Annotated in this window: 14 protein-coding genes; 5 read left to right on the plus strand and 9 right to left on the minus strand. The window is 64.1% G+C overall.

The window, feature by feature from the left end:
- Window positions 1-190: 190 nt before the first annotated feature.
- Both ACWFUC_RS23955 and ACWFUC_RS23960 read left to right on the plus strand, forming a co-directional pair.
- Entirely contained in the window at window positions 191-523 is a 333-nt protein-coding gene (locus ACWFUC_RS23955) for a type II toxin-antitoxin system Phd/YefM family antitoxin (protein ID WP_310838363.1), read from the plus strand.
- Complete coding sequence (locus ACWFUC_RS23960; protein WP_209582694.1) at window positions 468-743, plus strand: type II toxin-antitoxin system RelE family toxin; 276 nt, start codon at window positions 468-470, stop codon at window positions 741-743. Before ACWFUC_RS23955 ends, ACWFUC_RS23960 begins: the two co-directional genes overlap by 56 nt.
- 99 nt (window positions 744-842) lie before the next feature.
- On the opposite strand, the gene ACWFUC_RS23965 is transcribed toward ACWFUC_RS23960, so the two are convergent.
- Together ACWFUC_RS23965 and pepN are read right to left on the minus strand one after the other, a co-directional pair.
- Window positions 843-1,844, minus strand: a complete 1,002-nt coding sequence (locus tag ACWFUC_RS23965) for a class 1 fructose-bisphosphatase (RefSeq protein ID WP_039784418.1) — start codon at window positions 1,842-1,844, stop codon at window positions 843-845.
- A 75-nt stretch (window positions 1,845-1,919) separates the two neighbouring features.
- Window positions 1,920-4,616 (minus strand): aminopeptidase N, encoded by a 2,697-nt coding sequence (gene pepN, locus ACWFUC_RS23970; RefSeq protein WP_489623568.1) that lies wholly within the window; start codon window positions 4,614-4,616, stop codon window positions 1,920-1,922.
- A gap of 425 nt (window positions 4,617-5,041) precedes the next feature.
- On the opposite strand from pepN, the gene ACWFUC_RS23975 reads away from it, so the two are divergent.
- A complete protein-coding gene (locus ACWFUC_RS23975) occupies window positions 5,042-5,695 on the plus strand; it encodes a DUF4136 domain-containing protein (RefSeq protein ID WP_034339484.1) in 654 nt (217 codons plus the stop codon).
- 6 nt (window positions 5,696-5,701) lie between these two features.
- Here ACWFUC_RS23975 and ACWFUC_RS23980 read toward each other — a convergent pair whose 3' ends face one another.
- From ACWFUC_RS23980 to ACWFUC_RS24010, 7 genes are all read right to left on the minus strand, one after another.
- Window positions 5,702-6,637 carry a DMT family transporter gene (locus tag ACWFUC_RS23980; protein WP_489623569.1) on the minus strand — a complete coding sequence of 312 codons (936 nt, stop codon included), beginning with the start codon at window positions 6,635-6,637 and terminating at the stop codon, window positions 5,702-5,704.
- A 121-nt stretch (window positions 6,638-6,758) separates the two neighbouring features.
- Complete coding sequence (locus ACWFUC_RS23985) at window positions 6,759-6,980, minus strand: ABC transporter substrate-binding protein (RefSeq protein ID WP_489637629.1); 222 nt, start codon at window positions 6,978-6,980, stop codon at window positions 6,759-6,761.
- Window positions 6,896-7,921 carry an ABC transporter substrate-binding protein gene (locus ACWFUC_RS23990; RefSeq protein ID WP_489637380.1) on the minus strand — a complete coding sequence of 342 codons (1,026 nt, stop codon included), beginning with the start codon at window positions 7,919-7,921 and terminating at the stop codon, window positions 6,896-6,898. The genes ACWFUC_RS23985 and ACWFUC_RS23990 overlap by 85 nt, the downstream gene beginning before the upstream one ends.
- 179 nt (window positions 7,922-8,100) lie before the next feature.
- The gene (locus tag ACWFUC_RS23995) at window positions 8,101-8,271 is read right to left on the minus strand and encodes a hypothetical protein (protein ID WP_166675083.1); all 171 of its coding nucleotides are present in this window, start codon (window positions 8,269-8,271) and stop codon (window positions 8,101-8,103) included.
- A gap of 44 nt (window positions 8,272-8,315) precedes the next feature.
- Entirely contained in the window at window positions 8,316-9,290 is a 975-nt protein-coding gene (locus ACWFUC_RS24000; protein WP_489623571.1) for a quinone oxidoreductase family protein, read from the minus strand.
- A 69-nt stretch (window positions 9,291-9,359) separates the two neighbouring features.
- Window positions 9,360-10,280 carry a DMT family transporter gene (locus tag ACWFUC_RS24005; protein ID WP_209582679.1) on the minus strand — a complete coding sequence of 307 codons (921 nt, stop codon included), beginning with the start codon at window positions 10,278-10,280 and terminating at the stop codon, window positions 9,360-9,362.
- Between the two features lie 58 nt (window positions 10,281-10,338).
- Window positions 10,339-11,988: a helicase HerA-like C-terminal domain-containing protein gene (locus ACWFUC_RS24010; protein ID WP_489623572.1), complete on the minus strand. Its 1,650-nt coding sequence runs from the start codon at window positions 11,986-11,988 to the stop codon at window positions 10,339-10,341.
- 229 nt (window positions 11,989-12,217) lie between these two features.
- On the opposite strand from ACWFUC_RS24010, the gene ACWFUC_RS24015 reads away from it, so the two are divergent.
- Together ACWFUC_RS24015 and purD are read left to right on the plus strand one after the other, a co-directional pair.
- Window positions 12,218-12,943, plus strand: a complete 726-nt coding sequence (locus tag ACWFUC_RS24015) for a YebC/PmpR family DNA-binding transcriptional regulator (RefSeq protein WP_034336305.1) — start codon at window positions 12,218-12,220, stop codon at window positions 12,941-12,943.
- Window positions 12,944-13,027: 84 nt separating this feature from the next.
- On the plus strand, window positions 13,028-14,296 hold the full coding sequence (gene purD / locus ACWFUC_RS24020) for a phosphoribosylamine--glycine ligase (RefSeq protein WP_034336307.1): 1,269 nt from the start codon (window positions 13,028-13,030) through the stop codon (window positions 14,294-14,296).
- Window positions 14,297-14,474: the final 178 nt, after the last annotated feature.

Below are 14,474 nucleotides of genomic sequence, written 5' to 3' on the forward strand. Positions count from 1 at the left end.
ACAAAATGGTTATTGTGGTTCAAATCGTTTTTGGTTATGCTTTTCAGCGCGTCACTACTGACGCAATAACAGCAGGCGTTTCGAAGGGGCTGCCTGCACGTCGCATGTCGATAATCCAGCCGCCTTGGGATGACGCCCGGGTCGGTTGAGCCAACCTGGAGTTTCAGGTTGAGTTAACGGAGTGATTTCAATGAATGCAACCACCCTCACGTTGTTCAGCGCGAGGGACGCAAAGACCAGGTTTGGCGAGGTCTTGGATACTGCACTGGGGAGTCCGGTTGGCATCACGAAACATGATCGCTTGACCGCGTACGTGGTTTCGAAGAGCCAATATGAAGCCCTGGTGAGCAAGGTTGAAGAGCTTGAAGATCGGCTTTGGGTCGTTGGAGCCGAGCTTGCTCGCGAGGATGGCTACGCGAGCGCCAAGGAGGTCGATGCGTTCCTTGCTTCGTTAAGGAACCCTCAAGATGCAGCTAAAAATAAGCAAGCAGGCGCTGAAGTTCCTAAGCGACCTCGACGCTAAGCAGTACAAGCAAGTCGGATCCGCTGTCATGTCGTTGTTGTCCAATGCCGCCCCGCACGATAGCTGTATTCTGAAGGGGAGCAAGACTGGCGATCGCCGCATCGATATTGGTGAATACCGGATTATCTATGCGGTGGCTGGCGACGTGATTGACGTTGCACTGATCGGCAAACGAAACGGGGACGAGATCTACAAATTGTGGGAGCGTCTTCGAAAATGACATGAAAGCCCGCACATCGCGGGCTTTTTTCCGCCCGGCGCACACCGGGCGTTTTTTCTTTCTGCACGCGCGCGGGACTCGCCCGCGCCGTGACTGCCTTTACTCCTTGTGATAGGAGGTCACGCGCTCCACTTCATTCTTCGAGCCCAGGAACACGGCCACGCGCTGGTGCAGCTTTTCCGGCTGGATGTCGAGGATGCGCTGCTGGCCATCGGTGGCGGCGCCACCGGCCTGCTCGACGATGAAGGCCATCGGGTTGGCTTCGTACATCAGGCGCAGCTTGCCCGGCTTGCCCGGCTCACGCGCATCGGCCGGGTACATGAAGATGCCGCCGCGGTTCAGGATGCGATGCACGTCGGCCACCATGGAGGCGATCCAGCGCATGTTGAAATCCTTGCCGCGCGGACCGGTGGAACCGGCCAGCATTTCATCCACGTAGCGGGTGACCGGCGGGAACCAGTGACGCTGATTGGAGGCGTTGATGGCGAATTCCTTGGTGTCTTCGGGAATCTTGATGTCCTTCTGGGTCAGCACCCAGGCGCCCATTTCGCGGTCCAGCGTGAAGCAGTGCACGCCGTCGCCGGTGGTCAGCACCAGCACGGTCTGCGGGCCGTAGACGGCATAGCCGGCGGCGACCTGCTTGGTGCCGGGCTGCATGAAGTCCTGCTCGCTGGGTTCGGTCATGCCTTCCGGGGCCTTCAGCACCGAGAAGATGGTGCCGATGGAGACGTTGACGTCGATGTTGGAGGAGCCATCCAGCGGATCGAACATCAGCAGGTATTCGCCCTTGGGATAGCGGTTGGGGATGCGGTGGATGGTCTCCATTTCCTCGGAGGCCATGGCCGCCAGGTGGCCGCCCCATTCATTGGCTTCCAGCAGGATCTCGTTGGAGATCACGTCCAGCTTCTTCTGCACTTCGCCCTGCACGTTCTCGCTGCCGGCGCTGCCCAGCACTTCGCCCAGCGCGCCCTTGCCGACCGCATGCGAGATCGACTTGCAGGCACGGCCGACGACTTCGATCAGCAGGCGCAGTTCGGACGGGATCTTGTTGTGCAGACGCTGCTGCTCGATCAGGTGTTGCGTGAGGCTGATACGTTTCATGGTGGTCTTCCTTGCAGTGGTTTTTATTTAATGAATCGGATGAATGAGTGAGGGGTCAATTATCTGTCTGACAGATCAATCGGCCAGGGCCTTGGTGATGACTTCGGCCACATCGCGCGAGAGTTTGGGGGAAGCTGCAACCTGTTGCAGGGCCAGGCGCATCTTTTCCTGCAGCGCCGGGGTGTACTTGCGCCAGCGGTCCAGGCTGCGCGCCAGGCGGGCGGCCACCTGCGGATTGCTGCCGTTCAGGGCGATCACCTGTTCGGCCCAGAAGGCATAGCCATTGCCGTCCAGCGCATGGAAGGCCGAGGGGTTGCCGTTGCAGAAGCTGAAGATCAGGCTGCGTGCGCGATTCGGATTCTTGAGCGTGAAAGCCGGATGCTCGGTCAGGGTGCGCACGGTGTTCACGTCGGCATTGCGGGCCGTGGCCTGCAGGGTGAACCACTTGTCGATGACCAGGGCTTCCTGTTCGAACTCGGCGTAGAAGCGCTGCAGGGCTTCGCTCTTGCCGGGGGCGGCGCTGTTGAGGACCGCCGAGAGTGCGGCCAGGCGGTCGGTCATGTTGTTGGCGTCCTGGTCCTGCTGCTGGGCCAGAGCCATGGCTTCTTCATCATCCAGTTCGGCCAGGTAGGACAGGGCCACGTTCTTCAAGGCACGATGACCGGCCGAAGCGGCGTCGGGGCTGTAGGCACCCGGGGTCTGGTGGGCGCGATACACGGCCAGCAGATCATCGCGCAGTTCGCGCGCCAGCGAGCGGCGCAGGAACTGGCGCGCCACGTGGATGGCGTGCGGGTCGATGACTTCCATCTGTTCGGCGATCATGGTTTCCGACGGCAGGGTCAGTACCAGTTCGCGGAAGGCAGGATCCAGCGACTCGTCCTTGAGGGTGGCGCGCAGCGCTTCGGCCAGGGCACCGTCGTGCTCGATGTTGTTGAGCACGGTATCGACCGCCACCACATGGCCGGACTGGCGCGCGGCCTGCACGGCCACCGTCAGGTTCAGCAGACGGCGCGTGGCCAGGCGCTGGCCGGCTTCCCAGCGGTTGAAGGCATCGCTGTCGTGGGCCATCAGGAAGGCCAGTTCGGCATCGCTGTAGTCGTATTGCAGGACCACCGGCGCGGAGAAACCGCGCAGCAGCGACGGCACCGGCTTTTCATCGACGTTGATGAAGGTGAAGCTCTGCTGGGCCTTGGTCAGTTCCAGCACGCGGGTGGTGGCACCGGCCTTCTTCTCGCCTTGCAGGGTCAGCGCCAGGTCACGGCCCTGCGCATCCAGCAGGCCCACGGCCACCGGGATGTGGAAGGGCTGTTTCTTCTTCTGGCCGGGCGTGGCCGGGCAGCTTTGTTCCAGCGTCAGGGTCAGGGTCTTGCGCTTGGCGTCGTAGTCCGCGCTGGCTTGCACCAGCGGCGTGCCGGCCTGGCTGTACCAGCGTTCGAATTGCGACAGGTCGCGGCCATTGGCGTCGGCCATGGCGGCACGGAAATCGTCGCAGGTCACGGCCTGGCCATCGTGGCGCTTGAAGTACAGGTCCATGCCCTTGCGGAAGCCGTCACGGCCCAGCAGGGTCTGGTACATGCGCACCACTTCAGCGCCCTTTTCGTAGACGGTGACGGTGTAGAAATTGTTGATCTCGACAAACGAATCGGGACGCACCGGGTGGGCCATCGGACCGGCATCTTCCGGGAACTGCGCCTGGCGCAGCACGCGCACGTCATCGATGCGCTTGACGGCACGGCCGCTGTCGCTGCCGATCATGTCGGCCGAGAATTCCTGGTCGCGGAAGACGGTCAGGCCTTCCTTCAGCGACAGCTGGAACCAGTCGCGGCAGGTGACGCGGTTGCCGGTCCAGTTGTGGAAATATTCGTGGCCGACCACCGCTTCGATGTTGGCGAAGTCGACATCGGTGGCGATGCGCGGATTGGCCAGCACGTACTTGGTGTTGAAGATGTTCAGGCCCTTGTTTTCCATGGCGCCCATGTTGAAGTCGCCCACCGCCACGATCATGAAGCGGTCCAGGTCGAGATCCAGGCCGAAGCGTTCCACGTCCCAGGTGATGCTGTTCTTGAGCGACTCCATGGCGTGCTGGGTCTTGTCGAGGTTGCCCTCTTCCACCCACACCTGCAGCAGCGCATCGCGGCCCGAGTGCAGGCGCACGGTTTCTTCCTGGCAGACCAGCTGGCCGGCCACCAGGGCGAACAGGTAAGAAGGCTTCTTGAACGGATCTTCCCACTTGGCGTAGTGGCGGCCATCGGGCAGCTCACCCTCTTCGATCAGGTTGCCGTTGGACAGCAGCACCGGATAGCGTGCCTTGTCGGCGCGCAGCATGACGGTGAATTTGGCCATCACGTCCGGGCGGTCAGGGAAGTAGGTGATCTTGCGGAAGCCTTCGGCCTCGCACTGGGTGAAGAAATTGCCATTGGACACGTACAGGCCCATGAGCGAGGTATTGCGATCCGGATGGACCAGGGTCTCGATCTCCAGCGTCACCTTGGCCGGGGCGGCGGGGATGGTCAGCACGCCGCCAGCGATGCGGAAATCGCCCTTGGCCTGCGAGAGCGTCTTGCCGTTCAGGCGCAGGGCCACCAGTTCCAGCTCTTCGCCGAAGAGGATCAGGTCGCGGCCCTTGGCGGCCGGGTTGCGGGTCAGGGTGATGCGGGTGGCCACATGGGTGTCAGCGGGATCGAGGTCGAAACCCATCTCGACGGTGTCAGCCAGGTAATTGGGAGCGGCGTAGTCTTTACGGTAGATCGTCTGGGGCGTATCGGTGCGCATGGAGGCCTGTCCGGGAAGGGAAATGGAGGTCAGAAAATGAGGGCTAAAGTGAAGGCTAAGACAGCAGGAAGCCAATTCAGGTGCAGCAAAAACCCGATTTTACCAATCATCCCGCACTGCGCGAATGGAATCGGCCGGATTTGCCGCGCTCGTCTCCATCAGGGACTGTTGGCGGGAAGCATGGTTCATATCGGCCTCCGGCCGGTACAATGGCGAAACCGGCCCTTGCCCCAGATTGGGGCGAAGCAGGCAGGCGCAGCGGGGGGTTCCGGCTGTCGCTTTCCACGCGGGATCAAAATGGCCGCGCGCAAGGTCTGACGAGGCAAGGTTTTTGGCATTTTGCTTCATATCGCCCCGCAAGCGCCCTTCCCACGGCATCCCAGCCTTCTGCCCGGTGCCCGGCTTTTTTCTGATGGAGTTCGTTCATGAAACGCTGGCTTTATCCCCTTCTTGCAGCGGCCAGCCTGCTGCTGTCCGGTTGCGCCTCGGTGATCGAGAGCAACGTCACCTCTTTCCACGCCTGGTCGCCCGACTACAACCAGCGCGCCTATGCCTTTGCGCCCGCCAAGGAACAGGAGAATGACCTGCAATACCAGAACTACGCCGGGCTGATCCGCCAGGAGCTGCAATTCCTCGGCTTCACCGAGGCGCGCGATCTGAAGTCGGCGCAATTGCAGGTCAGCTTCGGCTACGGGATGAATACCGAGCAGGTGGTAGTGAGCCGGCCGGCCTATGATCCCTTCTTCTACGGACCGGGGCCGGGCTGGGGACGCTTTGGTCCGCGCCCGTTCGGCTTCTACGGCCCTTACGGACCGTTCTATGATCCCTTCTGGTATGGCGGTCCGATGCAGACCACCAGCTATCCGGTCTTCCTGCGCCGGCTGCAGATCGGCATCAGCCAGGCCAGCGACGGCAAGAAGCTGTTCGACGTCGTGGTCGACAGCGAAGGCCAGCGTGCCGGACTGACGGCCGCCATGCCGGCCATGGTGCGCGCGGCCTTCGAGGATTTCCCCGGTCCCAGCGGCGTGACGCGCCACATCCGCATCAAGGTGGACAAGAACGGCCAGCCGGAGAACTGATCCCGCTCACCCGTGCGGCGACCGCCCGAGCCGCTTGCCCAGGCCCCAGATGCTCAGCAACAACAGCGCGCCGCCCAGCCACTGGGTAGCGCTCAGGGTCTGGCCCAGCAGTACGGCGGCCAGCAGGACCGCCGTGAGCGGTTCGATCAGGGTCGCCACGGTCAGCGCCGTGGGCGTCAGGCGTGCGGCGCCCCAGCTGAACACCAGCAGCGCCAGCGCCGCCGTGACCACCCCCAGGTACAGATACCAGGCTTGCGGCGGCAAGCCGCTGGGCCAGTGCAGCGGCCGCGCCAGGCTGGCCAGTCCCATCACCAGCGCCGCCACCACGGTCAGGCAGGTTGCGGAGGGGCCAGCTCCCAGCGCCGTCGAGAGCCGTCCGCTGACCAGCGTGAATCCGGTATAGAGCAAGGCCGAGGCGACCGAACAGGCCAGTCCGATGAGCAGGTCCGTCTGGCCTGATGCGGCGCTGCCATTGGCCTCATGCCGCGCCACGATCAGCACGGTGCCGCCGAGTGCGGCGGCCAGCACCGCTGCCAGTGTCCAGTCCAGCTTCTCGTGCCCGCGCAACAGCGCGATGACGGTGGAAAACACGGGTGGCAGGCACAGGGCGATCAGCGTGGGAATGGCCGCGCCGATGCGCTCGATTCCCAAGAACCAGAACAGCACGTAGCCGGCCATGGTGGTCCCGGCCAGCACCACGGGCAACAGCAGCGCGCGCAGGGTCGGCAGGTGGATGCGTGCGCCGAATACCAGACACAGGAACACCGCACCGACCGCAAAGCGCCAGAAGGAGATGTCGCCCGGCGCGAAGCCGTATTGCGCGATCAGGATGTTGACCACCAGGGCTCCGGTGCCCCACAGGAAACCGGCGCTGCAGGCGGCCATCAGGGCCACGCCGGAGTAGGCGGGCGCAGCCAGCGAAGAGGAGCGGGAACCAGACACGGCGGATCCTTGATGAGGGTGGCAAGGGAGGCGATGGCGTACGGCCGGTCGCCGGGCGCCGCGTCACAGTGTAGCCGATCAGGACAGGACCGCGCCGGGCGGCTGCTCCGCTGCCCTGCCCTCAATTGATGAAGCGTCCACCCGTGCCGATGGCGGTGAGGTCAACGAAATCGGACCCGCTGTGATCGGTGCGCCCGAACTGCAGGCTGAAGCCGCCGCCATCGTAGTTGGCCGGGGTGATGCTCTCCAGCGCCCGGATCAGGCCGGCACGCGTAAGTTGCGGGCCGGCACGGCGCAGGCCCTCGACCAGCACGCGGGCGGCGATGTAGCCTTCCAGCCCGATGAAATTGCAGCGCGCGCCGGGGGCTGCTTTCCATGGCCTTCTGGTATTCGTAGACGATGGGCAGCCTGGCCTTGTTGGGAAATGGCACCACCTGGGTGATCTCGGTACCGACCCCGGTCTGCTTGAGGCGTGCGGCCAGCGACAGGCTGCCGACGAAGGAATAATGGGGAAAAGCCGCCGAGGTAGCCCGCCGCCCGCATGCGCGTGATGAGCGCCGCGGCCGGCTCGTAGGACACGGCCTGGATCACCACATCGGGGCGCATCTTCATGAACTGTTCTGCAGCCGGCCCCACGGCATCGCTGTTGCGCTCGATGGGCATGCTGCCGACCAGGGTCAGTCCGTATTGCGCTGCGCGCTGGCGCAGGTTGTCCAGCAGGCCCTTGCCGAGCTCATCGTTCTGGTAGAACACCGCCACGCGCTTGCGCCCGGTGCCCTGCAGCTGACGCAGCAGGAAACCGGTTTCCTGGTCGTAGCTGGCGCGCACGTGGAAGATCAGGCGATTGAAGGGTTCGCGCAGGGCGGCAGCCCCGGTGTGCGGGGCGATCAGCGGAATGCCGGCCTCGCGGATGGCCGGCAGCGCCGCCAGCACCGTGGGCGTGCCGGAAAAACCGAACAGCGCGAATACCTTGTCGCGCCAGATCAGTTGCTGGGTATTGGCCAGGGTGCGTTCGGGCTGGTAGCCGTCATCCAGGCTCAGCAGCCGCACGCGCCGCCCATGCACGCCGCCACGGGCATTGACCTGGGCGAAATAGCTGCGTGCCCCTTCCTGGAAGTCGCGCCCGACCTCGGCGGCCGGGCCGGTAAAGGGGGCCGACTGGCCCAGCACGATTTCCTGCGGGCTCACCCCGTTCTCGGCCGCCTGCGCAGCGTGCAGGCCGCACGCCACGCCCAAGGCCAGACGGCCGCACCAGACAACGACCGCTTGCCAGTTCCTTCCCATCTCCCTCTCCCGCCAAAAATGTTCTCCCTGGAGGCGTTCAGGTGAAGAAATTCACCCGAACGCCGAAGGCAGCATTTGACGATCAAGACGGAGAAAAATGCGTGATCCACGCATAGTCTTGGGTAAACCCCGATAACTTGCGAGATCCGTACCGAAGAATTTCGATATCCAGTGGAAAATCAGGAGAAGTAGGCTTCGCTGGCAAAGGTGATGACCACGATCATGAGCACCGCACAGATCAGCACCGCCAACAGCCGCCCGAACTTGGGCGAGCCGTCGGCGCCGGCCGCCTGCTCGGGGGGATGGCCCATGGGATTGTCGAGGCCGGGGTCGCGCGGGGGCTGGTCCATAGGCATTCCTCTTGTGTCAGGGTCATCAGGCGATTACGCGGCCATCACGGGATCAGGATGGTCGAACCGGTGGTCTTGCGGCCTTCCAGGTCGGCGTGGGCCTGGCCGACATCCTTCAAGGCATAGCGCTGGTTGATCTCGATGCTGATCTTGCCGCTCTCGACCATGTCGAGCAGGTCGCCGGCGGTGGCATCGAGTTCGGGGCGGGTGGCGATGTAGTTGCCCAGCGAGGGGCGGGTCAGGAACAGCGAACCGCGCGAGGCCAGTTCGGACACGCCGAACGGCGGTACCGGACCGGAGGCATTGCCGAAGCTGACCATCATGCCGCGCGGGCGCAGGCAATCCAGCGAGCCGGTGAAGGTGTCCTTGCCGATGGCGTCATAGACCACCGGCACCCCTTTGCCGCCGGTGATTTCCTTGACGCGTTCGACGAAGTTTTCGGTGGTGTAGTTGATGACGTGGGCCGCGCCATGCTGCTTGGCCAGGGCCGCCTTCTCGTCGCTGCTGACGGTGCCGATCAGGTTCACGCCCAGGGCGCGCGCCCACTGGCAGGCGATCAGGCCGATACCACCGGCGGCTGCATGGAACAGGATGGTCTCGCCCGGCTGCACGGCATAGGTCTGGCGCAGCAGGTATTGCACGGTCATGCCCTGCAGCATCATGGCCGCTGCGGTATCGAAACTGATGGCATCCGGCAGCTTGACCAGGATATCGGCCGGCATCACGCGCGCTTCGGCATAAGCCCCATTGGGACGACCGGCATAGGCCACGCGGTCACCGACCTGGAAACCGGCCACGCCCGCACCAACGGCCTCGATAGTGCCGGCCGCTTCCTGGCCCAGGCCGGCTGGCAGCGGCTGCGGATAGAGACCGGAGCGGAAATAGCAATCGATGAAGTTCAGGCCGATGGCAGCGTGGCGGATGCGGACTTCACCGGGACCCGGTTCGCCCACTTCCACGTCCACATATTCCATGACTTCGGGGCCGCCGGTCTTGCTCATGCGGATTGCTTTTGCCATCTGGGTCTCCTTGTAGTGAGTGGATTTCTAGCCTGAACATTCATATATCGAGAGGCAGTATAGAACGCCTCAGCGCTTCTTGCGCGACAGCAGCCACATGCCCGCCAGCACCAGGGCGGTGCCGGCCAGCTGGATGCCGGTGATCGGTTCATCCAGCAGCACGGCGCCCATGAAGAGCGTCGAGACCGGCCCCACCAGGCCCGCCTGGGCGGCCGTGGGGGCGCCGATGCGGGCTACCGCCACCATGGTCAGGAACACCGGCAGCACCGTGCAGAACACTGCATTGAAAAGTGAAAGCTGGTACACCGGGGCCACCTGCGTGACCAGGTCGGTGGGCGCGCGCAAGATGAAGAACTGGATCAGGCAGGCCACGCTGGACACGCACATGGCATAGGCCACCAGCCGCACCGCGCCGACCCGGCGCACCAGTTCGCCGGAAGAGATCAGGTAGATCGAATAGCTCAGGGCCGATCCCAGCACCAGAGCACTGCCGAGGATGACGTTGCTGCCGCCGGTATGCAGGTCATGCTGGAGCACCAGCACGGTACCGAAGTAGGACACCAGCAAGGCCGCCCATTCGATCCAGCCGACCTTGCGCTTGAAGAAGAAAAAGGCGATCAGCATCACGAAGGAAGGCGTAAGGAACAGGATCAGGCGTTCCAGCCCGGCCGAGATGTATTGCAGCCCGAGGAAGTCGAGGAAGCTCGACAGGTAATAGCCCATCAATCCCAGCACCACGATGCGCAGCACGTCGGCGCGCGCCAGGGGCGGCTGGGTGCGCGCTTTCCAGAGCGCCACGGCGGCAAACATGGGGAAAGAAAACAGCATGCGCAGCGTGATCACCATGACCGCATCGACCTGGTAGCGGTACATCAGCTTGGCCACGATGGCCTTGGCGGAAAAGAAGATGGCACCAATGATGGCGAGCAGCAGCCCGCCCAGGAAGGCCTGGCGCGGGGTGGAATGAACGGGGGTGTGAGCGGCAGTCATGGCCGCGATTGTAAACCCTGGGCTGCGCACTCGCCGCGCGGGCGGGCTCAGCACCGTGTCAGCGCTTCTTCATCAGCGAGCCAAGCACGCCGCGAATGAGCTCGCGCCCGACCTGCGAACCGATGCTGCGTGCGGCCGACTTGACCATGGCCTGCAGGGGAGAATCGCTGCGGCGATTGCCGCTGCCGCTGCCGAAGATGCCACCGGCGGCATCCTTGAGCAGGTCGCCCAGACCACCGCCCTGATCCTGCTGTGACTGTGACTGTGGCTGTGGAGCGGGTTGCGGCTGCGGCATGCGCGCACCCCCACTGGGACGCGAGGTGCTGGCAGGGGCCGGTGCGCTACGGCCTGCCGATGCGCCCCAGGCATTGTCATCGGCCGGAGCGGGGGCTGGTTGCGGCGCCGGAGCAGGCGCTGCCTGCGGCTGCTGCACCGCGCGTCCCTTCAGGCGCTCATAGGCCGATTCGCGGTCGATGGCCTGTTCGTAGACGCCGGCCACCAGCGAAGATGCGATCAAGGCACGCCGTTCCTCCACGCTGATGGGCCCGATCTGCGAGGCCGGGGTCAGCACGTAGCCGCGCTCGACCATGTTGGGCCGCCCCTTCTCATCGAGGAAGGACACCAGCGCCTCGCCCACGCCCAGCTCGGTGATGGCCTGGGCGGTATTGAGCATGGGATTGGGACGGAAGGTCTCGGCGGCCGCCTGCACGGCCTTCTGGTCGCGCGGGGTGTAGGCGCGCAGGGCGTGCTGGACGCGGTTGCCGAGCTGGCCCAGCACGGTGTCGGGGATGTCCAGCGGATTTTGCGTGACGAAGTAGATGCCCACGCCCTTGGAGCGGATCAGGCGGACCACTTGCTCGATCTTCTGCAGGAGCGGCTTGGGGGCTTCATCGAAGAGCAGGTGCGCTTCGTCGAAGAAGAAAGCCATCTTGGGCTTGTCCAGGTCGCCCACTTCGGGCAGGTGCTCGAACAATTCGGACAGCATCCACAGCAGGAAGGTGGAATACAGGCGCGGCGCATTCATGAGCTTGTCGGCGGCGAGAATGTTGATGATGCCGCGTCCCTGGGCATCGGTCTGCATCCAGTCCTCGATGTTCAACATCGGTTCCCCGAAGAACTGGTCGCCGCCCTGCTCGTCGATGGCGATCAGCCCGCGCTGGATGGCGCCCACGCTGGCGGCCGAGATGTTGCCGTATTCGGTCTTGAACTGCGCCGCATTCTCGCCCACGTGCTGCAGCATGGCGCGCAGGTCCTTGGTATCGAGCAGCAGCAGGCCGTGGTCATCGGCAATCTTGAACACCAGCTGCAGCACGCCCTGCTGGGTATCGTTCAGGTTGAGCATGCGGGCCAGCATCAGCGGGCCCATGTCGGAGACGGTGGCACGCACCGGATGGCCCAGTTCGCCGTAGACGTCCCAGAACGCCACCGGTGCCGCGGCCCAGGCCGGTTCGGGCAAGCCCAGCTGGGCCAGGCGCGCGCTGGTCTTGGGGGAGGCGCTGCCGGCCTTGCCCAGGCCGGAGAGGTCGCCCTTGACGTCAGCCATGAAGACCGGCACGCCGATATCGGAGAGGGCCTGGGCCAGCACCTGCAGGGTGACCGTCTTGCCGGTGCCGGTGGCACCGGTGATGCAGCCGTGACGGTTGGCCAGTTGCGGCAGCAGGCACAGTTGCCCGCCGGAATGGGTAGCGATGGGAAGCGGATTAATCATCTCGACTGGGCCTTCAAGGCAAAAATGACGGGGTGGCGGTATGGTAAAATGCCCGCCCGATTATAGTCAGAACATGGCGTCAGGAAATGCATTATCGAACCCTGGGCGCCGGGTCCCCCTGCTGCAGCGATGCCTTGCCCGCGCCCGCCGGTCTTGCCGAGGCGCCTCCAGGAGCGGCTTGCGCAGGCGGGACGGTTCTGGCCTCACCCTCTCGCAGGAAAGATTCAACATGGCTGGACACAGCAAATGGGCCAATATTCAGCACCGTAAAGGCCGTCAGGATGAAAAGCGTGGTCGCGTCTGGACCCGCCTGATCAAGGAAATCACCGTCGCCGCCCGCATGGGCGGGGGCGATCCGGACACCAACCCGCGCCTGCGCCTGGCCGTGGACCGTGCCTCCGACGCCAACATGCCCAAGGACAACGTCACCCGCGCCATCCAGCGCGGCACCGGTGCCCTGGACGGCGTGAACTATGAAGAAGTGCGCTATGAAGGCTACGGCATCAACGGCGCAGCCATCATCGTCGATTGCATGACCGACAACCGCGTGCGGACCGTGGCCGAAGTGCGCCATGCCTTCTCCAAGTTCGGCGGCAACATGGGGACCGAAGGTTCGGTGGCCTTCCTCTTCAAGCACTGTGGCCAGCTGATGTACGCGCCCGGTACCGATGAGAATGCCGTCATGGAAGCCGCGCTCGAAGCCGGTGCCGAAGACGTCCTCACCGACGACGAAGGCGGCATCGAAGTGCTGACCGCTCCCAATGATTTCTCGGCCGTGAAGTCCGCCATGGAAGCCGCCGGCTTCAAGGCCGAAGTCGCCGAGATCACCATGAAGCCCTCCACCGAGACCGTGTTTGCGGGCGAGGACGGCGTCAGGATGCAGAAGCTGCTGGATGCGCTGGAGAACCTGGACGATACCCAGGAGCTCTATACCAACGCCGTGATCGAAGAATAATTCACCCGATCACCCAGCCGGTTTATAAAGATACGGACAAGACGACCCTTTCCGCCCCATTCGCCACTTTTATCTTCCTATCCCATGAAAATCCTAGTTGTTGGCTCCGGTGGCCGTGAACATGCGCTGGCCTGGGCCATTGCCAAGTCGCCGCGCATCCAGACGGTCTATGTTGCTCCCGGCAATGGCGGCACCGCGCTCGACGAGCGCCTGCAGAACATCGCCATCACCGATCCCGTGGCCCTGGCCGACTTCGTCGAGCAGGAACACGTGGCGCTGACCGTGGTCGGCCCGGAAGGCCCGCTGGCGGCCGGCATCGTCAACGTCTTCCGCGCCCGTGGCCTGAAGATCTTCGGTCCCACCAGGGAAGCGGCGCAGCTGGAAAGCTCCAAGGACTTCGCCAAGGCCTTCATGCAGCGCCATGCGATCCCGACCGCCGAGTACCAGACCTTCTCGGACGTGGCGGCCGCGCATGACTACATCGCCAAAAAGGGCGCGCCCATCGTCATCAAGGCCGACGGCCTGGCCGCCGGCAAGGGCGTGGTGGTCGCCATGACGCTGGAAGAAGCGCATACGGCCGTGGACATGATGCTCTCCGACAACAAGCTGGGCGACGCCGGTGCGCGCGTGGTGATCGAGGAATTCCTGGCCGGTGAAGAAGCTTCCTTCATCGTCATGGTCGACGGCAAGAACATCCTGCCGCTGGCCACCAGCCAGGACCACAAGCGCCTGCAGGATCACGACCAGGGCCCCAACACCGGCGGCATGGGTGCTTACTCGCCCGCTCCCATCGTCACCCCGGCGCTGCATGCGCGCGTCATGCGCGAGATCATCGTGCCGACCGTGCAGGGCATGGCCAAGGATGGCATCCCGTTCTCCGGCTTCCTGTATGCGGGCCTGATGATCGACGCCGAGGGCAACCCCAAGACGCTGGAATTCAACTGCCGCATGGGCGACCCCGAAACCCAGCCCATCATGGCACGCCTGAAGACGGACCTGCTGACCGTGTTCGAACATGCGGTCACCGGCACCCTGGACAAGATCGAACTGGAATGGGACCGCCGTACCGCGCTGGGCGTGGTCATGGCTGCCCATGGCTATCCGGAAGAACCGCGCAAGGGTGACCTCATCACCGACATCCCGGCCGAGACCGCCGATTGCGTCACCTTCCACGCCGGTACCACCCTCAACGGCGACAAGCTGACCACCAACGGTGGCCGCGTGCTGTGCGTGGTGGGTCTGGGCGACAGCGTGAAGGTCGCGCAGAAGCACGCCTATGACGCCGCCGACCTGATCCACTTCGCCGGTTCGCAGATGCGCCGCGACATCGGCTGGCGCGCCCTCAAGCGCTAAGCCGGGCCGCATGCCGTCTCCATCCCCCGCAACGCCGTGTGTGTTGCGGGGGATTTCATTTGGAAGGCATGCGTGGCACTTGCCGTGCCACTGCAACAAAATGACGCCTCCGCAGCCTAAGCACGACGGGCGTTTCCGGGCAGCATGCCCCCGCCACGACCCGCATTCCCAGAAGAAA

The organism is Herbaspirillum sp. Her4 (assembly GCF_057961335.1).